The 20,663-nt window shown below is 55.1% G+C and carries 21 protein-coding genes and 1 pseudogene; 3 read left to right on the top strand and 19 right to left on the bottom strand.

Annotation, left to right across the window (positions count from 1 at the left end; translation table 11 throughout):
* Positions 1-136: 136 nt before the first annotated feature.
* The 7 genes from AUC61_RS01055 to AUC61_RS01085 all read right to left on the bottom strand — a co-directional run bounded on the left by AUC61_RS01055 (position 137) and on the right by AUC61_RS01085 (position 8,975).
* Positions 137-478: a copper-binding protein gene (locus AUC61_RS01055; RefSeq protein WP_109512849.1), complete on the bottom strand. Its 342-nt coding sequence runs from the start codon at positions 476-478 to the stop codon at positions 137-139.
* Positions 475-3,633: an efflux RND transporter permease subunit gene (locus AUC61_RS01060; RefSeq protein ID WP_109512850.1), complete on the bottom strand. Its 3,159-nt coding sequence runs from the start codon at positions 3,631-3,633 to the stop codon at positions 475-477. The genes AUC61_RS01055 and AUC61_RS01060 overlap by 4 nt, the downstream gene beginning before the upstream one ends.
* Positions 3,630-5,114, bottom strand: coding sequence for an efflux RND transporter periplasmic adaptor subunit (locus AUC61_RS01065; RefSeq protein WP_109512851.1), 1,485 nt, complete (start codon positions 5,112-5,114; stop codon positions 3,630-3,632). Before AUC61_RS01065 ends, AUC61_RS01060 begins: the two co-directional genes overlap by 4 nt.
* The gene (locus AUC61_RS01070; RefSeq protein WP_192062243.1) at positions 5,111-6,367 is read right to left on the bottom strand and encodes a TolC family protein; all 1,257 of its coding nucleotides are present in this window, start codon (positions 6,365-6,367) and stop codon (positions 5,111-5,113) included. Before AUC61_RS01070 ends, AUC61_RS01065 begins: the two co-directional genes overlap by 4 nt.
* 99 nt (positions 6,368-6,466) lie before the next feature.
* On the bottom strand, positions 6,467-6,808 hold the full coding sequence (locus AUC61_RS01075; RefSeq protein ID WP_109512853.1) for a hypothetical protein: 342 nt from the start codon (positions 6,806-6,808) through the stop codon (positions 6,467-6,469).
* Positions 6,809-6,906: 98 nt separating this feature from the next.
* The gene (locus AUC61_RS01080; protein ID WP_109512854.1) at positions 6,907-8,295 is read right to left on the bottom strand and encodes a heavy metal sensor histidine kinase; all 1,389 of its coding nucleotides are present in this window, start codon (positions 8,293-8,295) and stop codon (positions 6,907-6,909) included.
* Entirely contained in the window at positions 8,292-8,975 is a 684-nt protein-coding gene (locus AUC61_RS01085) for a heavy metal response regulator transcription factor (RefSeq protein WP_109512855.1), read from the bottom strand. The genes AUC61_RS01080 and AUC61_RS01085 overlap by 4 nt, the downstream gene beginning before the upstream one ends.
* Before the next feature lie 279 nt (positions 8,976-9,254).
* On the opposite strand from AUC61_RS01085, the gene AUC61_RS01090 reads away from it, so the two are divergent.
* Positions 9,255-9,692: a DUF411 domain-containing protein gene (locus tag AUC61_RS01090; RefSeq protein WP_192062355.1), complete on the top strand. Its 438-nt coding sequence runs from the start codon at positions 9,255-9,257 to the stop codon at positions 9,690-9,692.
* 48 nt (positions 9,693-9,740) lie between these two features.
* Here the strand turns inward: AUC61_RS01090 and copD are convergent, their stop codons facing one another.
* The 5 genes from copD to AUC61_RS01115 form a co-directional block, all read right to left on the bottom strand.
* The gene (copD, locus tag AUC61_RS01095; protein WP_109512856.1) at positions 9,741-10,676 is read right to left on the bottom strand and encodes a copper homeostasis membrane protein CopD; all 936 of its coding nucleotides are present in this window, start codon (positions 10,674-10,676) and stop codon (positions 9,741-9,743) included.
* Positions 10,677-10,678: 2 nt separating this feature from the next.
* The gene (gene copC, locus AUC61_RS01100) at positions 10,679-11,062 is read right to left on the bottom strand and encodes a copper homeostasis periplasmic binding protein CopC (protein WP_007247295.1); all 384 of its coding nucleotides are present in this window, start codon (positions 11,060-11,062) and stop codon (positions 10,679-10,681) included.
* A gap of 73 nt (positions 11,063-11,135) precedes the next feature.
* Positions 11,136-12,221 (bottom strand): copper resistance protein B, encoded by a 1,086-nt coding sequence (locus AUC61_RS01105; RefSeq protein ID WP_109512857.1) that lies wholly within the window; start codon positions 12,219-12,221, stop codon positions 11,136-11,138.
* Between the two features lie 10 nt (positions 12,222-12,231).
* Positions 12,232-14,097 carry a copper resistance system multicopper oxidase gene (locus AUC61_RS01110; protein WP_054092734.1) on the bottom strand — a complete coding sequence of 622 codons (1,866 nt, stop codon included), beginning with the start codon at positions 14,095-14,097 and terminating at the stop codon, positions 12,232-12,234.
* Between the two features lie 148 nt (positions 14,098-14,245).
* Positions 14,246-14,455 carry a co-regulatory protein PtrA N-terminal domain-containing protein gene (locus AUC61_RS01115; protein ID WP_109512858.1) on the bottom strand — a complete coding sequence of 70 codons (210 nt, stop codon included), beginning with the start codon at positions 14,453-14,455 and terminating at the stop codon, positions 14,246-14,248.
* Positions 14,456-14,875: 420 nt separating this feature from the next.
* On the opposite strand from AUC61_RS01115, the gene AUC61_RS01120 reads away from it, so the two are divergent.
* Both AUC61_RS01120 and AUC61_RS01125 read left to right on the top strand, forming a co-directional pair.
* Entirely contained in the window at positions 14,876-15,202 is a 327-nt protein-coding gene (locus AUC61_RS01120) for a four-helix bundle copper-binding protein (RefSeq protein ID WP_109512859.1), read from the top strand.
* A 212-nt stretch (positions 15,203-15,414) separates the two neighbouring features.
* Complete coding sequence (locus AUC61_RS01125; RefSeq protein WP_109512860.1) at positions 15,415-15,966, top strand: arsinothricin resistance N-acetyltransferase ArsN1 family B; 552 nt, start codon at positions 15,415-15,417, stop codon at positions 15,964-15,966.
* A 26-nt stretch (positions 15,967-15,992) separates the two neighbouring features.
* Here AUC61_RS01125 and AUC61_RS01130 read toward each other — a convergent pair whose 3' ends face one another.
* From AUC61_RS01130 to AUC61_RS01160, 7 genes and pseudogenes are all read right to left on the bottom strand, one after another.
* Positions 15,993-17,066, bottom strand: coding sequence for an ArsO family NAD(P)H-dependent flavin-containing monooxygenase (locus tag AUC61_RS01130; RefSeq protein ID WP_109512861.1), 1,074 nt, complete (start codon positions 17,064-17,066; stop codon positions 15,993-15,995).
* A gap of 37 nt (positions 17,067-17,103) precedes the next feature.
* Positions 17,104-17,526 (bottom strand): arsenate reductase (glutaredoxin), encoded by a 423-nt coding sequence (gene arsC / locus AUC61_RS01135; protein WP_109512862.1) that lies wholly within the window; start codon positions 17,524-17,526, stop codon positions 17,104-17,106.
* A gap of 20 nt (positions 17,527-17,546) precedes the next feature.
* On the bottom strand, positions 17,547-18,260 hold the full coding sequence (gene arsH / locus AUC61_RS01140) for an arsenical resistance protein ArsH (protein ID WP_109512863.1): 714 nt from the start codon (positions 18,258-18,260) through the stop codon (positions 17,547-17,549).
* A gap of 47 nt (positions 18,261-18,307) precedes the next feature.
* On the bottom strand, positions 18,308-18,778 hold the full coding sequence (locus tag AUC61_RS01145; RefSeq protein WP_109512864.1) for an arsenate reductase ArsC: 471 nt from the start codon (positions 18,776-18,778) through the stop codon (positions 18,308-18,310).
* A gap of 16 nt (positions 18,779-18,794) precedes the next feature.
* Positions 18,795-20,078 (bottom strand): arsenic transporter, encoded by a 1,284-nt coding sequence (locus AUC61_RS01150; RefSeq protein ID WP_109512865.1) that lies wholly within the window; start codon positions 20,076-20,078, stop codon positions 18,795-18,797.
* A 24-nt stretch (positions 20,079-20,102) separates the two neighbouring features.
* Complete coding sequence (locus AUC61_RS01155; RefSeq protein WP_060708143.1) at positions 20,103-20,459, bottom strand: metalloregulator ArsR/SmtB family transcription factor; 357 nt, start codon at positions 20,457-20,459, stop codon at positions 20,103-20,105.
* Positions 20,456-20,554, bottom strand: a pseudogene (locus tag AUC61_RS01160) (arsenate reductase ArsC); the annotation flags it as partial. The gene AUC61_RS01155 and the pseudogene AUC61_RS01160, both read right to left, overlap by 4 nt.
* Positions 20,555-20,663 lie beyond the last annotated feature (109 nt).

Raw genomic sequence — 20,663 nt, forward strand, 5'->3', positions numbered from 1 at the left:
TGAGCAGCATCGGGGGATATTTGATTGTTGATCGAAGCGTCGATGCGGCCAGTGGAGATGTGGCTATCGCAACGCTTGGCGATACTTGAACTGCAACCGGCACGACGAACCGTGCCGGTTTTCTATCACCGCAGGCTCATTTCCTTATAGAAACAATTGTGGCTTTGCCACCCTCTAGACGAAAGGTAAACGAGACACGGTCTCCGGCTGCCAGCCCTTTCAACTGATCCTCTGTCGCGGAAAACGCCATAGTCATCGGTGGCCATTGCACTGATGGAACAGCGCCATGGGCAATGGTCACGGTATGCGTCGTAGGATCGATAGCCTTGATCGTTCCGTCGGAGGTGGCTACTGGAGCCTGCTTTGTTTCTTGCTTCATTTCCACACCCTCCATTTTCATGCCCGGCATGTCCTCTGCTAGGGCAGAAAAGGACAGCGTAAGTACGGTGCTAGCAGCTGCAATCAGGGTCAGTTTCATACGACTTTTCCTTGAGGGAGGTTGGGTTCATCTTGGAGGTGACGGCGACGCATCAGGCGATACGCCGCCGGAATGACTAACAGGGACAGCAAGGGTGCCGTGACCATGCCGCCGACCATGGGTGCGGCAATGCGGCTCATGACTTCGCTGCCGGTGCCGCTGCCCAGCAGGATGGGTAACAGACCGGCAATGATCACGGCCACGGTCATGGCCTTGGGTCGAACGCGCTGCACAGCGCCTTCACGAATCGCCGCCACCAGCCCGCGCTCAGTGCTGTCGCCGAGGTCTTCACGCTCGGCCCAGGCGTTTTTCAGGTAGAGCAGCATAATCACACCGAACTCGGCAGAAACCCCGGCCAAGGCGATAAAGCCGACTCCGGTGGCGACCGACAGATTAAATCCCAGCAGATAGAGGAACCATGCTCCGCCCGTTAGTGCGAACGGCAGAGTGGCCATGATCAGTAAGGCCTCATCGAAGCGGGCGAAAGTCAGGTAGAGCAGCACGAAGATGATCAACAGGGTGGCAGGCACTACCAGTTTGAGGCGTGCGTTGGCCCTTTCGAGAAACTCGAACTGTCCTGAGTAGCTCAGGCTCATACCGGGCTGCAACTTGACCTGCTCATTGACGATCCGGCGTAGATCGGCGACCACCGAGGCAATGTCTCGTCCGCGCACATCGATATACACCCAACCTGAAGGCCGTGCGTTCTCGCTCTTGAGCATCGGCGGCCCGTCGCTGACCTTGATCTTCGCCACTGTGCCAAGGGTGATCAGGCTCCCTAGCGGGGTGTAGATCGGCAACTGCTCTAGAGCGCCGAGCGAATCCCGCCACTCCCGTGGGTAACGGACGTTTATCGGGAAGCGTGCAAGCCCTTCAATGGTCTCCCCGACGTTTTCACCGCCGATGGCACCAGCCACAATGGACTGCACATCAGCGATATTCAGTCCGTAACGGGCGGCGGCCTTGCGGTCGATATCTACATCGATATATCGGCCACCGGTCAGTCGTTCGGCCAGAGCCGAACTCACACCGGGCACGCCCTTGGCCACTCGCTCGATGGCCTGAGTCGCAGCATCGATCTCCGTCAGGTTGGTGCCGGCAATTTTCACTCCGATTGGACTCTTGATCCCAGTGGCCAGCATGTCGATACGGTTGCGAATCGGTGGTATCCAGATATTGGTCAGCCCAGGGACGCGTACCACTCGATCCAGTTCTTCCACCAGTTTTTCCTGGGTCATGCCCGGACGCCATTGCTCGTGCGGCTTGAATTGGATCGTGGTTTCGAACATCTCGAGCGGTGCCGGGTCTGTGGCAGTTTCGGCACGCCCCGCTTTACCGAAGACGTGTTCGACCTCTGGAACGGTCTTGATCAGGCGGTCGGTCTGTTGCAGCAGTTGCGCCGCTTTTTGCGCCGACAGTCCCGGCAGAGCCGAAGGCATATAGAGCAGGTCGCCCTCGTCCAACGGGGGGAGAAACTCACCACCCAAGCGAGACATTGGCCATAGCGCACTGACAAAAACCAATAGCGCCACCAGCAGCGTGATCTTTGGTCGACGCAAGACTGCGTCCAGAGCTGGCTGATAGATCCGAATCAACCACCGGTTCAACGGGTTCTGTTGTTCACTGGGGATTCGCCCTCGAATCCAGTAACCCATCAGCACTGGCACCAAGGTCACTGACAATCCCGCCGCTGCGGCCATGGCGTAGGTCTTGGTGAAAGCCAGTGGGCCGAACAAACGCCCTTCCTGAGCTTCTAGGGTGAACACCGGAATGAACGACAGGGTGATAATCAACAAACAGAAGAACAGCGCCGGGCCGACCTCTGCCGCCGCTTCGGTCATCACGTGCCAATGACGCTCCCCATTCAGTTCTTCCCCTGGATTCGCCACATTCCACGCCTCAACCTTCTTGTGCGCGTTCTCGATCATTACCACGGCAGCATCCACCATGGCGCCGATGGCAATGGCAATCCCACCCAAGGACATGATGTTGGCGTTGATGCCTTGGTAGCGCATGACGATGAAGGCAATCAAAACTCCCACCGGCAGGGAGATGATCGCCACCAGCGACGAGCGTAAGTGCCAGAGGAAAATCCCACAAACCAACGCGACAACGATGAATTCTTCGATGAGCTTGTGGCTGAGATTTTCCACAGCGCGGTCGATCAGCTTACTGCGGTCGTAGGTGGTGACGATTTCCACCCCAGACGGCAAACTCTTTTTCAGCTCGTCGAGTTTGGTCTTGACCGCAGCAATGGTCTCGCGAGCATTCTTGCCGCTGCGCAAAATCACCACGCCGCCGACGGTCTCGCCCTCACCGTCGAGTTCGGTGATGCCACGCCGCATTTCCGGCCCCAGCTGGATCGTGGCGACATCGCCAAGGGTCACCGGCACACCGCCCGAGCCCAGCTTCAGTGGGATCGCCCGAAAGTCATTGAGTGTCTTTAAGTAGCCGGAAGCACGCACGATGAACTCGGTCTCTGCCATTTCCAGCACCGCACCACCGGTTTCCTGATTGGCCTTGCCGATAGCATCGGTCACCTCAGACTGAGTGATGCCGAGGCTGGCCAGTTTGAGCGGATCAAGCTGCACCTGGTATTGCTTAACCATGCCTCCCACGGTGGCCACTTCCGCAACGTTCGGTAGGGTCTTGAGTTCAAACTTGAGGAACCAGTCCTGAAGAGCGCGAAGTTGTGCCAAATCGTGCCCGCCACTGCGATCCACCAGTGCGTACTGATAGATCCAACCCACCCCCGTCGCATCCGGCCCCAACGCCGGTTTGGCGCTGGCCGGCAAGCGGCTTTGTATCTGACTCAGGTACTCCAACACCCGCGAGCGAGCCCAATACAAGTCAGTGCCGTCTTCGAACAGCACGTAGACAAAACTATCGCCAAAGAAGGAATAACCACGCACGGTCTTGGCCCCCGGCACCGAGAGCATGGTGGTGGCCAACGGATAGGTGACCTGGTTCTCGACGATCTGCGGCGCTTGTCCTGAATAAGGGGTGCGGATAATCACCTGTACATCGGAGAGGTCTGGCAACGCGTCAATGGGCGTGCTTTGCACCGACCAGATACCCCAAGCGGTGACAAACAGTGTCGCGAGTAGCACTAGGAATCGGTTGGCTACTGACCAACGAATCAGGGCAGCAATCATGGCTGGCCCCCCGATTTATTCAGGCGTTCAACACGCAAGCCATCATCGGTCTGGCTCACCGCGACCCGAACCTTGTCACCAGCCTTGAGGCCCTGCATCAGCGCCGGACTAGCGAGAGGGAAAGTCATCGTCATGCCAGGCATACCCAGCGTCTTGAAAGGGCCGTGGGCGAGCGTGACTTCTTTGTCGTTGATCTCAACGATTTGACCATCAGCCTCATGAAAACTGGAGGCTGTTTCACTGGGTGGCGACTCTTCCTCCGTGCGAGCAGCAATGCCTTTAAGACTGGCCTCCGAGTCGAGCAGGAACTGGCCAGATGTAACCACCTTCTGGCCTGCTTCCAGACCTTTCACTATCGCCGTTTTGCCATCGCTTTCCTGCCCAAGGAGCACCTCCACGGGACGGTAGCGGCCAGCGTCTTCGGCGAGCATCACCAGCGCTCGTCGGCCAGTGCGAATCACCGCCTCACTCGGCACCCACAATACACTCTGCTCGGTCGAACGATTCAGGCGTACTTGCGCCGTCAAACCCGGCCTGAGACGCCCATCCGGATTGGGTAACTCAACACGTATCCGAAGTGTGCGGCTGTCCGGATTGGTCTCAGGCAAAATCGCGCTGACCTTGCCATTGAGCATTTCCCCAGGAAAGGCTGGTAGACGCGCTTCGACTGCCTGCCCCACGGTAATAGCTCCGGCGTCCGATTCTGGAACGGCTACAGCTAGCCAGACCGTGTCCAAACCATTAACGCGAGCCAGGGTCTCGCCAGTCGTCACGGTCATACCCGCTCGCACATTCAGCTCTTGCAGAACGCCGCTGATGGGGGTGGTTAGCTTCAGGGTCGGCTGGACTTTCCCACTGCGCTCTACCTGGGATATCAATGCAGCCGGCATCCCTGTGAGTCGCAGCCGCTGACGGGCCGCCGCTAGCAACTCAGCATCTGCGCTGCGCTTGAGAGCAAGAAACTCTGTCTGAGCCGCCGCCCACTCTGGAACCAAGATATCCGCCAACGCCGCGTTGGCTTTGAGTACATCGCCGGGAGCATTTGCATAGACCCGCTCCACAAAGCCAGTGGTGCGGGGCTGAATCACAGCGACATCACGCTCGTTGAATCCCAATACTCCTGTGACGTCGAGACTGGAGTTAAAGATTCCACGGGTGACTGTCGCAAAACGCAGACCGAGATTTTGAGTCAGACTCGGATCGATACTGACGGTCGCACGATCTCCTGCGCCACCGGCGTACTGAGGAACCAGTTGCATGTCCATAAAAGGGGATTTACCCGGCTTATCGAATTTTTGCTGCGGGTACATGGGGTCGTACCAATACAGAGCCTCGCGTTCCTCCGATGAGTTGGGACTCTGCTCCGGGCTAGCACCAATTACTCCGCTCATGCGTTGATGTGCGAACCAGTAACCACCGGCAATACCCAATGCCAGCGAGACGCCTACCAGCAATGCCCCGTTCCATTTTTTTAGGATCATTGGCTGGGCTCCCCATAGGCGAAGTACAGACGCGCACTGATCAGCGCTCGCTGCTCTTCTACGTCGATCTGTTTGAGGCGGGCTTCGATGAGTTCACGTCGGGCGGCAACCACCGCGTTTAAATCGCCCTTGCCTGCACGGTAACTGGCCATGCTGAGTTCGACCTTTTCCTTGGCCAGCGGCACCAGGCTTTCCTGATTTCTGCGTACGGCACGATTCAGACGCTCATAGTCAGCCAGTTCATTTTCCAGCTGCTGTGTATGCTCGCGTGACAGCGCTTCGCGCTCGGCCTCCAATTGGTTAAGCTCAGCCTGCTTGGCCGCAATCCTGGGGTTTTGGCGAGAGTCGGGAAATAGCGGTAAATCCCAGGAAAGTTGAACGCTAACCATGTCGCCGAACTGACGGTCACGATGCTGATAATCAAGTTCCCAACTCCAGTCCGACTGCTTTTCCGCTTCGGCTTCACGAACTTTGGCTTGCGCTTCGCGGGTCATCGGCGCAAACGCGGCCAACTCGGGGTGGTGTTGCAGCTTATGAGAGTAACTTGAGGTGTCGACGGGCCATTCAGGCAAGCTGCCCACAGGCTTGTCGTTGGCGGCGGAGCCAATCCAGCGTTTGAGTGCCGCACGAGCCTGCGCTCTCTGGAGAAACAGATCGTCCTGCTGCTCCGCCAGTTGAGCTGCTTCCTGCTTGGGTGTCACCGCATCGGCTGGTTGAGCACGGCCACCGGCAATTTGAGCCCGGACGGTATCGCTCAGCAGGCGGTTTTCTTTGTAGAAGTCCTGGAACAACACATCTTTGCGCTCAACCGAGTAGCTGCTGATCCAGGCCAACGCCGTGGACTGGCGCACCTTCAGACGTTCGACTCGACGCTCCGCAGAGGCACGATCAATAGCTGCATCGGCGACTTCGATACGCGCTTTGCGCTTGTCGCTATTGGGCATCTCCTGCCTGACCCCGACCATCTGCATGGTCATGAAGTCCTGGTCGATACTCCAACGATCCGGGCCGCCGATGGGGTAGTTCTGCACGCCCACCAAGAGCTTGGGATCAGGTAATTCACCAGCAGGGATGGCCGTACTGCTGGCGGCCTGAATTTTCGCGTCTTGTGCGGTCAGCGACGGCGCATTGTTTTCTGCCAGCCGCAACGCTTCATCGAGCGTCAATGCGGCAGCGAAACTCGGCAACGCCAGCACGCTTGCCGCTAGGCCGGCCACGAGAGACCAGCCTGTGCAATTGCACTTGGAGTTCATGTTTACGATTCCTGTAATCATCCACTGCACGCGTCAAAAGACATGCGCGCAGCTAGTCCATCCCGCTAATGCAGAATGAGGCTCAATGTCGGACAGGAATTAAACGCGAGGGGGTCGCCATACTCCGGACGGGGTATGTACAGGCAATGAATCGCTAGAAAAGGAAAGGACTACAGGATCAAACAGTGTGACAGGGGGCTTAAAGACCGAAACTTCCAACATACCGCCTGTTTTGCATTCTTGGCCCGGCTTACAAGGCTTTCCGTGCTCAGAAGGGCTTTTCATGTCGTTGCAGCAGTCCATCTTCATGTCGTCCATCATCGCCATGCCCATGGTCTTCATGGGGCAAGGTTCTGTGAGTGCCTGAACGCCCGCCATTCCGGACAAGGGAAGCGTCAAGCTGATCAGAAGAAGCATGCAAAGCCGCAAATAGCGTTTCATAGAGGCGGAGTGTAGTCGGTGCAAATGGGACTTACAATTGGACAGCTAAAAGTGAAGTTTCGACCTGGTAGCTCTGATTTCGGAGCGTCCCCAGCCTTTCACCCATGCGCAACAGGCCAAGCAGGCAGGCTTATCGTAAAAGTCGTTCGCCCTGCAGCGGAAACACACCCAACGGTGCCGCCATGAGCATCTACTAACGACTTTACAATTGCCAAACCCAGCCCTGCATTGTTTGTAGAGCTCTCCCTTCGCGCAGGGTCAACCCTATAAAACCGGTCAAACAGCCGAGGTAGATGTTCAGCGGCGATTTCTTCGCCAGGATTTTGCACTGATAAACTGATCATGCTGCCGTACGACTCGATTTTTACAGAAATGGTGCCACCAGAGGGCGTGTACCGGATCGCATTCGATAGCAAATTGGAAACCATCCTGTCCAGCATAGTCCTGTCACCACGCACCTCACCGTGTCCAATGACCTGTAGCTTCAAACCGGTGTCATCTGCCAGCAGTTGGTAATACTCCAAGAGCTTCTCCACCACTGACCGAATTTCGACTTTTTCTTTCGCGGGTAGAACCAGGCCGTTATCAGACTTTGCTAAAAAGAGCATGCCATCGATGATGCTTGAAAGTCGGTTGAGATCTTCCAGATTGGAGTAAAGATTCTCCTCATATATTTCTGGCGCACGCTTTTTTGTGAGAATCACTTCAGTATGTGTTCGCAGATTACTAATTGGCGTACGTAGCTCATGGGCGATATCGGCTGAGAAATTAGATAATCGAGAAAACGATTCTTCTAGCCGAGCAAGCATGGCATTGAACGAAGTGACGAGTAGCTCAAGCTCACGGGGCACAAAATCCATCGGAATTCGCTCTTTCAGCGATCCAGCTGACATCGAAGCGGCAACCTGCGTCACCCGTGCGACGGGTTTTAACCCGCTACGCGCAACCAACCAACCCAAGCCGGCGCTGACCAACGCACTGATCGCCAAACCTATCACCAACCACCAACGTAAAGTCTCCACGAAATGCATGTGGCTTGTGATATCCATACTCAGCCAGGCCGTCAGTGGCTCTGATTCATTCACCAAATGAACTTGGGCTTTCATCCCTCGGTACAGATGGCCTCCGTCTGTCCACTCCCACATATCATCATCAGGGGCATCAGGAGGAATAGAAGGATGCTGAGCTGCGTTAGAGGTTGCAAAGATCGTTTTTCCCCCCTGCATGACAATCGAGGCTGAGAGTTCCTGGTGCGCCCCCAACAACGCTTGTAACTGAAGCAATACATCCGAACGGTCAGCTGAGCCAGCTTCACCGTCCATGATTTGACGAATTGATTCGAGCTTTTCTGTCATAGCTTGCCGGTCGAGTGCCTTGAAGTGATGCCGGCTGAAACCGTCGAAGGTAAAGCCTGCTACCACGAGCACTGCGACTACAGCGCACACAAACATCAGGCTTAGACGAAGCGTTAGAGACGGGCGCTTCATTCTGCGTCCGGGGCATCAAGCATGTAGCCCATGCCTCGCGAGGTCTGAATCAGCTTTGTATCGAAATCATCATCAATCTTGGCCCTAAGCCTGCGAATGGCGACCTCAATCACGTTGGTATCGCTGTCGAAATTCATATCCCAGACCTGGGATGCGATGAGCGACTTTGAGAGAACCTCCCCTCTGCGGCGCATCAGCAGTTCCAGCAAAGCAAACTCCTTGGCTGTCAGGTCAATGCGTTGACCTGAGCGCGAGGCCCGACGTTTGAGCAAGTCGACTTCAAGATCGCCGATTTTGATAGACGTCAGATTGGGAGCACCGGCCCCCCGACGCAGAAGGCTTCTGACGCGAGCGAGTAGCTCAGAAAACGCGAACGGCTTAACTAAATAATCATCTGCACCAAGCTCTAAGCCTCTAACGCGGTCATCGACTCCGTCCCTGGCTGTAAGGAATAACACGGGAACCAAGCTTCCAGCTGCACGAACACTTTGGATGACCTCCCATCCGTCAATCCCAGGCATCATCACGTCCAGAATCAGAAGGTCGTAGCTCTCGTTCAGCGCCTGATGCAATGCCTCCGTGCCTGTCACCACCCGGTCGACATTAAAACCCGCCTCCAAAAGTCCTTGCTGGAGATACATTCCAGTTTTGGGTTCGTCTTCTGCTACCAGGATTTTCATGGTGGAACTCCAGCTGGGCGTACCTCAAGTGTGCTACGAAACCGACAACGATGCGCAAGCTGACGCAAATGTAATCGCTCTGACAGGTGGCAGAAAGCGCCTAGGCACCATGGCATGGAAGGGCGTAAGCAGCTAGACGGCAGCTTACGAAAATGTAATCGGCAATGATCAGTTGTTGCGCTTAACCTACCTTGGAACGGTGCGGATGCGAGGTAATGAGTCCGGACAAGGAATACATAGCAACCGCGCTACGAAATGTTAGAGAGGTGCATAAAAATGATGAAGCGTAAGTTATTCCTCGCTACTGGGCTGATGCTCATGGGCGTTGCACAAGCTGCGGAGCAGCTCAGTATCGATGTCCACCGTGACGCGAATTGCGGATGCTGTAAGGAGTGGGTCAAGCACTTGGAATCGAATGGATTCAAGGTGACTGACCATGTGGAAAGCGATATGAGCGCTATCAAGAAAGGGCTGGGTGTGCCGCAGGGATTAGCTTCCTGTCACACGGGAGTTATTGGTGGAAAATTCGTAGAAGGCCATGTTCCGGCGGATGAAATTAAGAAGTTGAATGACCGTTCCGACCTTGCAGGGATTGCAGTGCCAGGCATGCCAGCAGGTTCGCCTGGTATGGACTATGGTCAGAAACATCAACCTTACCAAGTCTTGGGCCTCACCAAGGGTGGTGCGCAAGAGGTGGTCGCTGACTACCCGAAATGATCGTCACGCAGATCTGAGCGACCAGCGTTGCTCAGATCTGCGCGGGCATTACCCTTGAGCCATCTCGATTGAAGGGCTTAGCGTTCCTAGCCAAGCCACCAAGCAAACAATGACAACTGCACAGGTCGATTCAAGCAGCACGCTCTTCTTCAAAGCAGTGACTGCGTCAGAATAATTACCCCCGCTCACAGAGCGTTCCAGTGAGGGGCTGAGGTAGAAACGATTGAGGGTCGCGAGTCCGAGCATGCCAGCGAACAATATGATTTTCGCTAGGAGGAGAATGCCATAGGTACTGGTCACTACATCTGTAATGGTCGGCCCGACAATGAAAAGATAATTAGCGACTCCTGTGAGTATGATCGTAGCCACAATGAACCCGCCCGCTGTTTCGAATCCTTTGAGCGCCCGAGTCAAAACCCGTACGAGTTGGTCAGGATTACCTCCCCTCATGCTCAGCATCAGAGCAAAGGCGGCCAAGGCTCCAATCCAAGCGCCAGCAGCCAGTAAATGGAGAATATCCGCTGCGAAATGCCAGAACCGTCTAGCCCCTTCATCCATCGCCCCGTGACCTGTCCATGGAAGCGTAGCTAAGGCAATACTGCCCGCTAGGGTAGCAATCCAAAGACTAGCAGATGGCAATCGAGTGCTTTGGCTTACAGCGATTATCACCACTGCAAGCGAGACCATACGTGCCATCCAGCTGTAACCGACCTCGGTTTCAGACAGCATCATTTCCAGGTGAGGGAACAGCTCCGCCCAATCGGACGCACCGCTCATGTTTTTCGTCATGACCAAGAACGTGGCCATAGACAGAAGAATGCCTATAACGGCAGCCCCACTCAGCAGCGACCCGAAATGCAACACCGTTCCCGATACGCGCTCTTTCCCGCGAAAGCTGTACAGCCCGAACACTGCGAGCCCGAACAGGAGCATCAAATCCAGATAAAGCGCGAGGCGCAGCGCCACATTCAAAGGGTCGCTCATGCTTATTTCACTTTGAAAGTTACGGCACCGGTAATTGGATGAGTGTCGGACGATACTGCCCGCCATTCTACTTTGTAGGTGCCCGTTGTCAGGGGGGATGAAGGCGTGATTACCATGGTCTTCGGATCATTTCCGCCTGCTACGCTGGCTTTGACACCCATAGGTGAATTCGGCATGCCTGGCATATCAGTCATGATCAGCTTGGCGCCGGAGAACTGGGTAACCAGGTTTTCGGAAAAATGCAGTTCGATTTTGGAAGGGGCCGCACCGGATTCGCCTTCTGACGGAGTCGAAGACAACAGCTTCGGGTGAGCTTGAGCGACCGAGCTCAGCAAAATACCGGATGAAAGAGCGACAGCCACTACGCAGGATTTCAAGAACGACATGCAAGGCTCCTCACAGCGCATAGCTGTTGTAATGAGGTTGAGTAATTATTTTTTTGGTGCCATTAACTCTGGTTTAGAACCAGACCCGAACGCCTAGCACCAGGCGTGCTTCGTTATTGTCTTCGCCTTCCTCGCTGGCGTAGTCAGCCGTTGTTCCATAACTACGATTCCAGGTTACGCCCACGTAAGGAGCGAATTGTGGACGGATCTCGTACCGGAGCCGCAGACCAATCTCACTTTCTGATAACCCGGAGCCAATGCCACGCTGGGGATCGTTTTTCCCGTAAAAATTGAATTCTGCAGTCGGTTGCAAAATGAGCTTATTGGTCAAAAGGATGTCGTAGTCTCCTTCTAGCCGCGCCGCAGTCTGGCCACCTTCGCCCAGATAAGCAGTAGCCTGGGCTTCGAAGTTGTAGAGCGCCAAGCCCTGGATGCCGAAAGCCGCCCACGTTTGTGGATCACCTGGTTTGAAGTCTTGGCGAACCCCACCGACCAGATCCCACCAGGGACTAATAGAGTGACCCCACAGCGCTTGCACCTCGGCCTCCTCAGTTTTGCCATTGGTGCGCTCACCCTCAGAACGCAGCCATAGACGGTCAACGTCTCCGCCTATCCAACCTTGAGCTTCCCAGTTCAACGCGCTCCCTTCATCAGCATCCTGCCATTCCAATTTTTCGAAAATGAAATACGAGTTAAGAGCGGTGTCATGAACCTCGTGACCACCAGGCGCGTTGTAAACTGCGGCTCTCTCCGCATCTGTAATTGGCGGTATGGGGGTTCGGCTTTCACTACGAGCCTGCTGCTTGGAGGGCTGCATACCCTGCATCTGGCTATGATCCATGCCCTGCATTTGGGAATGATCCATGCCCTTCATCTGGCTGTGATCCATGCCCTGCATTTGCGAATGATCCATGCCTTTCATCTGCCTGTGATCCATGCCCTGCATTTGGGAATGATCCGTGCTCTTCATCTGGCTGTGATCCATACCCTGCATCTGGGAATGATCCATGCCCGTCATCTGGCTGTGATCCATGCTCTGCATTTGCCCGTCGTCTGCAGGCTGAGTGGTGTCAGCGGCTGCCGGCAGAACAAAGCCAAGGCTGAGAGCGACCGTAGCTACAACCGAGTGAATGCGAGTGCCACAAAAATAGTTGCTCATAGTCGACCCCTTATTCCTCTACTCGCACTTCTCGGAACATACCCATTTCCATGTGGTACAGAAGATGGCAATGATAGGCCCAGCGACCGAGTGCATCGGCGGTGACTCTGTAGCTGCGCTTCGATCCTGGCGGCATGTCGATGGTGTGTTTACGAACAAGGAATTGGCCATTCTCGTCTTCAAGGTCGCTCCACATCCCATGCAAATGGATGGGGTGCGTCATCATGGTGTCATTAACAAGCACGATCCGAACTCGCTCGCCATACTTCAGTTTCACTGGCTCGGCATCAGAAAACTTCACCCCGTTGAATGACCAAGAGAACTTTTCCATATGCCCGGTCAGATGCAGTTCGATAGTTCGGCTTGGCTCACGGCCATCAGGATCTTCAAACGTGCTCCTGAGATCGGAATATGTCAGCACCTTGCGACCGTTCTCCCGAAGGCCCATACCGGGGTCGTCAAGCTTCGGTGAGGTCGACATCGCTTGCATGTCTACGAGAGGGTTGTTGGCTTCTGTCTTGGGGTGCGACTGCATCTCGCCCATCCCACCCATGCCTCCCATAGACATTTTGCTGTGATCCATATCGGCCATGCCTTCCATGCCGGACATATCCTGCTTAGCGCCATGGTTCATCGATGTCATGGAGCCGCCGTCCATCCCCGACATGCCATCCATCGAACTGTCACCCATGCTGGCCATTTTGCTGTGATCCATTCCAGCCATATCGCCCATTCCGCCCATCGAGCCATGATCCATACCCGCCATGCCCATGTCGGCCATGGTGACGAGAGGACGAGGATCGAGCTCGGGTACAGGTGCGACTAAGCCTGATCGAACAGCCAAAGTACCTCGGGCATATCCCGACCGATCCATTGACTGTGCGAACAACGTGTAGGCTTCTTGGGTGGGCTCGACTATTACATCGAACGTCTCAGCTGTGGCTATTCGGAACTCATCCACACTCACAGGTTTTACATACTGGCCATCGGCGGCCACCACAGTCATCTTCAGCCCAGGAATACGAACGTCGAAGTAGCTCATTGCCGAGCCATTGATGAATCTCAACCTGAGCTTTTCGCCGGGTTTAAAAGTGCCTGTCCAGTTGGAATTCGGGGCGTGGCCGTTCATCAAATAGGTATAGGTCGCGCCACTGACGTCTGCAATGTCAGTGGGGTTCATCTTCATTTCAGCCCACATCTTGCGATCAGCAACGGTGGCTGACCAACCTTTGTCAGCCACGTCATTTATAAAGTCGCTAACCGTTCGCTTGTGGGTGTTGTAGTAGTCAGCCTGTTTCTTCAGCGTTTTCATCAACGAGGCCGGATCTTCATCCGTCCAATCGGTAAGCATCACCACGTAGTCACGGTCATACACAAACGGCTCGGGATCTTTCGCTTCAATTACTAACGGGCCATATACACCGACCTGTTCTTGAAAGCCGGAATGACTGTGATACCAGTATGTTCCGTTCTGCTTGACCTTGAACTGATAGACGTAAGTTCCGTCGGGCTCAATTCCGTGAAAGCTAAGGCCGGGTACACCATCCATATTGGCGGGAAGAATGATCCCGTGCCAGTGAATGGAAGTCATATCCTTCAGGCGGTTTTTGACGCGCAAAGTAACAGTGTCACCCTCACGCCAGCGCAGGAGGGGCCCCGGAAGCCCTCCATTGATCGTCAGCGCTGTACGGCGATTGCCTGTAATGTTTACCGGTGTTTCGCCAATAAACAGGTCGAACTCCGTTCCTGACAGGACGTTCGCTTCCCCGAGGCCAGGCGCAGCCCATACAGGGTTGCGCCAGAGGCCTAAGCCCGCAAGAATTCCGCCTGCGGTGAGGCCTTTTACGAAGGTGCGCCGAGAGGTGTTGGAGTGCATACCGATTCGTGTCCCATCAGTCGGACGGAGGCGCGCATTAATGCGCACATTCCGAGGATTCAATCTCTTGATCGCTTGGGCGATTTCCTACATCGAAGATGCCACAAGCCAGCAAATGAGGTAATTACATTTCCGTAAGCTGGGAGACTCAGCATTGATGGTTTGGCTTTTCAGCCACAGGTTTGTCCTGCGCAACGTCCTCCTTCGGCTGTGTTCTCGAACGCGGGGTGAGCGTGGACATCGCCGTCTCGCGGGCTCGCTCCATGCGCTCAGCTGCACGGTCGCCCCCGCCCTCAGCAAACGCCAGCGACGATATAGCCAAACTGAATGTAAGAATCAGAACTTTGGTTGCTTTCATGGCGCATCTCCTCAACAGAATTAGCTCTCAGGTAGTCCAGAGAGATTGAGCATCGGCTCAGTGAGGATGATGGGGGCTTGCACCTGTCAGCAGGCTTAGTCTGCGATTACAAATTTGACAGCGGCGTTAGCCGGGACTGATCAACATAACGGGAGCGCCAAAGGTGGCTTAGATCGCCGACGATCTACTCCAGCCTTCCACCTGCTCCACGCAATGCCCGCGCCTGCATGGAAAGCTGAATCTCCAGACCTATGACAGAGAGTGCCGGCTTGATGAGGCAAGCTGAATAGCGAAGGTTCGCCTACCTTACAAAACTGTAATTTTTTTCTCGAAACCCAACCAATCTGCCTGGGTCGGACGGAGTGTACCTTCAAGAAAGGTGCATCAACTGAATCGACCGTCGACCTCGGAGAATTAGTTATGAACAGTAGCTATGAAGATTGCATTTCAGAATGCCTGCGCTGCGCATTGGCCTGTGAAACTTGCGCGTCAGCCTGTCTGGAAGAGCAGGACGTTAAGATGATGGCGAACTGCATAAAGCTCGATAGGGATTGCGCCGATATCTGTAGGCTGGCAGCGACCCTAATGACACGGGGAAGCCCCTTCGCGAATGAGCTTTGTATGCTTTGTGCAAAAATTTGTCGGGCATGCGGTCAGGAGTGCGGCACTCATGAAGCAGAACATTGCCAGAGCTGCTCAAAAGCGTGTTTAGCTTGCGCACAAGCATGCGAATCAATGGCTGCCTGAGCTTCCCTTCGACCAAAGGTGTCATCACCCTAGTGGCGAACCATTGAATGGTGGGTTGGCCACTAGGGTGAAAAACCCGACACGGCGTTTTTTGGGATAACTACCTATAGAAATAATTGCGTGCCCCCAATGCCGCTAAGAGGGAGCGTGGGGAAATCGAAAATTTGTTCCGAAAAAGGTACTGTTACCGCTTTGGATCATGGATGACCGATATGGCTTTGAAAATCCGTACGGCGAAGGTAGCAGATGCTGTAACCATCCAGCGCATTTACGCCCCCATCGTTTCAACAACGGCCATCTCGTTCGAAGAGATTCCGCCAAGTGCTGAGGGAATCGCTCAGCGAATAGCGACAACGCTTCAGACATATCCCTACTTGGTGGCCGAAGAAGGTGGGGAGATCAAGGGCTATGCCTACGCAAGCCAGCATCGCGCTCGTCCGGCCTACCGATGGGCTGTCGACGTGACGGTGTATATAGCCGAGTCGGCTCGCCGGCAGGGCGTTGGCCGTGAACTCTATGAAACCTTGCTTCCGATTCTCGAACAGCAGAGGTTTCGCGCAGCTTACGCCGGAATTGCGCAGCCCAATGAAGGAAGTGTCGGTCTGCACGAGTCGCTAGGATTCGTACTCGTTGGGACGTATCCAGAGGTGGGCTTCAAGCTTGGAAAATGGCACGACGTCGGTTACTGGAGGCTTGGGCTGTGCCAGGTAACTCCTCCACTCGAGCCTATTCTCTTTCCCGAGCTTGAAGTCGTATCACAGTAGGCGTATTCGATTTGCGTCGCGAGCCATCAGGCTTCGCTTGCGAGATAGCTTTGCACTTGCTTGACTACATCTCGAGCGGTGCGGGTTACTCCGATCAATGTCGCAGAGGCGAGCCCCGTCCAATCGCCGTAACCCACCAGCCACAGATTGGGTGAAACAACACTCCGGTTTTCGTTCACAGCTACTTTGCCATCCTGGACTACAATGCCCAGGCTGTTCAGGTGGTCGAGCGCTGGAGAAAACCCAGTGCACCAGATGACGACATCCACCGCTGTTTCGTCTCCTGATGACCAAACAACGCCTGTTGAAGTGAAGTGCGTGAATGGCCGTACTGCGCTCAATACACCGCGTTCACGAGCGCCCTTCACCGATGGCACCATTACGATGTCGCCCAGCCCCCCAGCGGGCTTTTCAGGTTCCACGCCATCCTGTTGCGCCTTCAATCGAGCAGTAGCTCGTTCGAACAGGACGCGCCCATCAACCTCATCAGGTAGAAACTTTGGGGCCTCTTGAGTTACCCAGGTTGCCTGAGCCACTTTAGAAACCTCGGAGTAAATCTGGGCTCCCGAGTTGCCACCACCCACGACAAGGACGGTTTTCCCCTCAAATTCATTGGGCCCAACGTAATGAGCGGAATGAAGCTGCCGCCCTGAGAACAACTCCTGTCCGGCATAGCTCGGGGTAAATGGGCGGCTCCAGGTGCCTGTTGCACTGATAACCGCCTTGGCATCCCAGTTTCTATCCCCGGAGACAACCCGTAATCCTTCTTCGATTTTTTCGACACGGGTCACCCTGGTGGATCGGATGATGGAGAAGTCATATCGACGCTCGTACAGAGTCAGATAGTCGATAACATCATCCCGGTGAGGCGTTTCTTCTGATACGGCAGGCATCGGCCAGCCCGCAATCGAGCTCCATGCCGATGGAGAGAAGAGTCGCAGCGAGTCCCAGCCATGCCGCCAGGCTCCTCCTGGTGCCGACTCCGCATCGAGCAGCACGTAAGACAAGCCTGACCGCTTCAAAAAATAGGCGACTGTCAGCGCGGACTGGCCACCACCAGTGACTACAACATCAAGTTTCGGATTCTGACTCACCAGCATCCTCCAGACTCATTGGCGACAATTCGCCGGTGTCGTTTCAGACTCTGCGACCTTGCTCATCAATGACGACTTGTCCGTCTTCTTTGATGAAGCTGCCACGCTGCTCTTGCGGTAACAGGTCGAGGACTGCCTCTGAAGGACGACACAAGCGTGTCCCCAAGGGCGTCACGACGATGGGGCGATTGATCAGAATGGGGTGAGCCATCATGGCATCGATGAGCTGATCATCAGTAAGTGAGGTATCACCGAGTCCCTGCTCCTCGTAGGGAGTGCCTGTGATACGAAGCAGGGCCCGCACCTCGATACCCATATCTTTGATCAGCCTGACAAGCGTGGTGCGGTCAGGTGGGGTCTGTAGGTACTCGATAACCGTCGGCTCGTCTCCGCTGTTGCGGATCAGCTCCAAGGTATTGCGAGAGGTTCCACATTGCGGGTTGTGATAAATCGTTATCTGACTCATACCGTTTCCTCGCGGTGGTATCAAATGGAGCGCTGGTTGACGCGTTTGGAAAGCTCTTCGGCGGACTCTTTACGCTCGGAGTACCGATCAACCAAATAATCCTGGCGATCCCGCAACAGCAGGGTGAACTTCATCAGCTCTTCCATCACGTCCACGAGACGGTCGTAGTACGAGGACGGTTTCATACGACCTGCCTCGTCAAACTCGGTGAACGCCTTTGCTACCGAAGATTGGTTTGGGATGGTGAACATCCGCATCCATCGACCCAGTACGCGCAGCTGATTAACCACGTTGAAAGATTGCGAGCCACCGCAGACCTGCATCACTGCAAGGGTCTTTCCTTGCGTAGGTCGTACAGCACCTATCGCCAGCGGAACCCAGTCAATTTGGGCTTTGAATACTGCGCTCATGGAGCCGTGACGCTCAGGGGAGCACCACACCTGTCCCTCAGACCATTGCATCAGCTCGCGCAGCTCAGCGACCTTGGGATGTGTATCGGGAGCGTCATCCGGAAGCGGCAAACCCGAGGGGTCGAAGATTTTGGTTTCGGCGCCAAACTCCTCCAGCAAACGGGCTGCTTCCTGAGTCACCATACGGCTGAAAGAGCGCTCTCGCGTCGATCCGTACAAAAGCAGAATTCGAGGCTTATGGAGTGACGGTGTACGCGGCTCCAGTTGCTCCAACGACGGAATGTCGATCAAGTCGGTGTGTACGTTTGGCAATGTGTCTTGCATATAAACTCCTACCACGGCGCCGGCTAGGCCACCGCCTCGGTTGATCTTTAAAGCGAACCGATGCGGTTCAGTTCAGCTTTCAACTGGTCAGGGCTCATGGTCTTGAGCGGCAGCGCAAGAAACGCACTCACGCGTTCGTGAATTTTGGCCAGTGTGGTTTCGAACGCTGCGCTAATGTCTGCTTCCGACCCGGTGGCTTCGGACGGATCAGCCAGCCCCCAATGCGCCTTTAAGGCTGGGCCGAAGAAGATGGGACATGCTTCTCCTGCAGCCCGATCACAGACGGTAATCACGATGTCGGGAGGCGAGCCCTCGAAAGCATCCGAAGCCTTGCTGCGCAAGCCCGCAGTGGAGATACCCGCCGCCTCCAGCGTTTGCAATGCCCGTTGATTCACCCGGCCACTGGGAAAGCTTCCTGAGCTGACGGCTTCTACACCCTTGGGCGCCAAGTGGTTGAAAAGCGCCTCGGACAGAATGCTGCGGCAGCTGTTGTGGGTGCACATGAACAAGACTTTCATCAGACGATTCCTTGATTCAGAAACTGAGGCGCAGTGCCAGGGCGGACAATGTGGCGACGAGGATGGGCACGGTCAGCACGATCCCGGTCTTGAAGTAGTAACCCCAGCTGATCGTTATGTTTTTCCGGGCTAGCACGTGCAGCCACAACAGAGTGGCCAAGCTCCCAATTGGAGTGATCTTCGGGCCCAAATCGCAGCCGATGATGTTGGCGTAAACCATCGCTTGCTGGACTACACCATCGACTTCAGCGGCATGAATGGATAAGGCGCCTACCAGAACGGTGGGCATGTTGTTCATGATCGAAGACAGCAACGCTGTTAGCAGCCCTGTACCAAGGGACGCGCCCCAAACGCCATAACCGGCGAACACGTTCAGGATCTGCGCAATGTGGTCGGTCAGGCCGGCGTTCTTCAGGCCATAAACAACCAGGTACATCCCCAAAGAAAAGATCACTACCTGCCATGGCGCCTCTTTGAGCACCTTGCTTGTATTGATGGCGTGACCACGAGCCGCGATGACGTAAAGAATGAATGCACAGACCGCTGCAATGGCGCTGATTGGCACCCCCAGTGGCTCAATGACGAAGAAGCCGATCAGGAGTAGTGCCAACACCCTCCAGCCGGCTACAAAAGTGGCCCGGTCGTGGATTGCTTCGTCCGGATTGTCCAGTTGGTTGAGGTCATAGGTCTTTGGTAATTCTTTGCGGAAAAACCACAGCAGCATGGCTAACGTCGCCGCCACGCTGACGATGTTTACCGGCACCATGATCGATGCATATTCGTTGAAGCCGATATCGAAGTAGTCGGCAGAAACGATGTTGACAAGGTTGGAAACCACCAGCGGTAAGCTCGCCGTATCGGCGATAAAACCGGCTGCCATGACGAATGCCAAAGTAGCCGCAGGAGAAAAACGCAACGCCAGCAACATAGCGATCACAATGGGTGTGAGGATCAATGCTGCTCCGTCATTGGCGAACAGTGCCGACACCGCTGCGCCCAGCAGGACGATAAATGCGAACAGCTTGCGGGTGCTCCCGCCTCCCCATCGGGCCACATGCAGCGCAGCCCACTTGAAAAAGCCTGCCTCATCAAGCAGCAGACTAATGATGATGACCGCGATGAAAGTCCCAGTGGCATTCCAGACAATGCGCCAAACCTCTGGTATGTCGGCAAGGGTAACGACACCTGCCAGCAACGCCACGATGGCACCGAACATCGCACTCCATCCAACCCCAAGCCCCTTGGGTTGCCAGATGACAAGGACGATGGTGGCGATAAAGATCAATACGGCAATCAGCATTTCATTAATCCGGTTGGGCGTGAATCAGCTACACACGGCTTGGTTGATCGGACGGTCGTTCATGCCGCAGAGGCGCTTAGCCTCGGTTTCCAGCCATTGCTGATTGGCGTCTACCACTTCCTTCAAAACTGCCGTCACCCACGCGGGCAAGTCAGGATTCAGTCGGTAATACACCCATTGGCCTTGGCGACGATCCAACAGCAAACCGGCGGAGCGCAGCAGCGCCAAATGACGAGAAATCTTCGGCTGACTCAGGTCAAGTGCTGCCGTCAGCTCGCATACACACAGCTCACCTTCACTCACGACAAGCAGCGAAATTTTTGCTCGGGTGTCATCCGCCAGGCACTTGAATAAGGTGGTGGGGTTCATGGGTTCTGTCATAGATCCTCCAGGTGTTTGGTCTTGACCAAAACGAAGAGCTTGATGCGCTCGTGGATGTCGTGGAGCGTGTGGTGAAATGCGCCGGGATCGTCGCTAGCTAATGCATACGAAAAATCGAATATATGCTTTGTCGAATATTCGGTAAAGCGAATATGATGATTGCTGCTTCGGCTTGAGCCGTGACAGGCCATACCAACCGGCACA

Origin of the sequence: Pseudomonas maioricensis (assembly GCF_022790535.1) — a bacterium.
Lineage (GTDB): Bacteria > Pseudomonadota > Gammaproteobacteria > Pseudomonadales > Pseudomonadaceae > Aquipseudomonas > Aquipseudomonas maioricensis.

What these genes read in the sequence shown, in the direction of transcription:
- AUC61_RS01125 (WP_109512860.1), top strand. Translation starts at nt 15,415, where the DNA reads ATGGCTTTGAAAATCCGTACGGCGAAGGTAGCAGATGCTGTAACCATC.
- AUC61_RS01090 (WP_192062355.1), top strand. Translation starts at nt 9,255, where the DNA reads ATGAAGCGTAAGTTATTCCTCGCTACTGGGCTGATGCTCATGGGCGTT.
- AUC61_RS01055 (WP_109512849.1), bottom strand. Translation starts at nt 478, where the DNA reads ATGAAACTGACCCTGATTGCAGCTGCTAGCACCGTACTTACGCTGTCC.
- AUC61_RS01075 (WP_109512853.1), bottom strand. Translation starts at nt 6,808, where the DNA reads ATGAAACGCTATTTGCGGCTTTGCATGCTTCTTCTGATCAGCTTGACG.
- AUC61_RS01155 (WP_060708143.1), bottom strand. Translation starts at nt 20,459, where the DNA reads ATGACAGAACCCATGAACCCCACCACCTTATTCAAGTGCCTGGCGGAT.
- AUC61_RS01080 (WP_109512854.1), bottom strand. Translation starts at nt 8,295, where the DNA reads ATGAAGCGCCCGTCTCTAACGCTTCGTCTAAGCCTGATGTTTGTGTGC.
- AUC61_RS01130 (WP_109512861.1), bottom strand. Translation starts at nt 17,066, where the DNA reads ATGCTGGTGAGTCAGAATCCGAAACTTGATGTTGTAGTCACTGGTGGT.
- AUC61_RS01145 (WP_109512864.1), bottom strand. Translation starts at nt 18,778, where the DNA reads ATGAAAGTCTTGTTCATGTGCACCCACAACAGCTGCCGCAGCATTCTG.
- AUC61_RS01060 (WP_109512850.1), bottom strand. Translation starts at nt 3,633, where the DNA reads ATGATTGCTGCCCTGATTCGTTGGTCAGTAGCCAACCGATTCCTAGTG.
- copC (WP_007247295.1), bottom strand. Translation starts at nt 11,062, where the DNA reads ATGTCGTTCTTGAAATCCTGCGTAGTGGCTGTCGCTCTTTCATCCGGT.
- AUC61_RS01070 (WP_192062243.1), bottom strand. Translation starts at nt 6,367, where the DNA reads ATGAACTCCAAGTGCAATTGCACAGGCTGGTCTCTCGTGGCCGGCCTA.
- AUC61_RS01085 (WP_109512855.1), bottom strand. Translation starts at nt 8,975, where the DNA reads ATGAAAATCCTGGTAGCAGAAGACGAACCCAAAACTGGAATGTATCTC.
- AUC61_RS01065 (WP_109512851.1), bottom strand. Translation starts at nt 5,114, where the DNA reads ATGATCCTAAAAAAATGGAACGGGGCATTGCTGGTAGGCGTCTCGCTG.
- arsC (WP_109512862.1), bottom strand. Translation starts at nt 17,526, where the DNA reads ATGAGTCAGATAACGATTTATCACAACCCGCAATGTGGAACCTCTCGC.
- AUC61_RS01120 (WP_109512859.1), top strand. Translation starts at nt 14,876, where the DNA reads ATGAACAGTAGCTATGAAGATTGCATTTCAGAATGCCTGCGCTGCGCA.
- copD (WP_109512856.1), bottom strand. Translation starts at nt 10,676, where the DNA reads ATGAGCGACCCTTTGAATGTGGCGCTGCGCCTCGCGCTTTATCTGGAT.
- arsH (WP_109512863.1), bottom strand. Translation starts at nt 18,260, where the DNA reads ATGCAAGACACATTGCCAAACGTACACACCGACTTGATCGACATTCCG.
- AUC61_RS01150 (WP_109512865.1), bottom strand. Translation starts at nt 20,078, where the DNA reads ATGCTGATTGCCGTATTGATCTTTATCGCCACCATCGTCCTTGTCATC.
- AUC61_RS01110 (WP_054092734.1), bottom strand. Translation starts at nt 14,097, where the DNA reads ATGCACTCCAACACCTCTCGGCGCACCTTCGTAAAAGGCCTCACCGCA.
- AUC61_RS01105 (WP_109512857.1), bottom strand. Translation starts at nt 12,221, where the DNA reads ATGAGCAACTATTTTTGTGGCACTCGCATTCACTCGGTTGTAGCTACG.
- AUC61_RS01115 (WP_109512858.1), bottom strand. Translation starts at nt 14,455, where the DNA reads ATGAAAGCAACCAAAGTTCTGATTCTTACATTCAGTTTGGCTATATCG.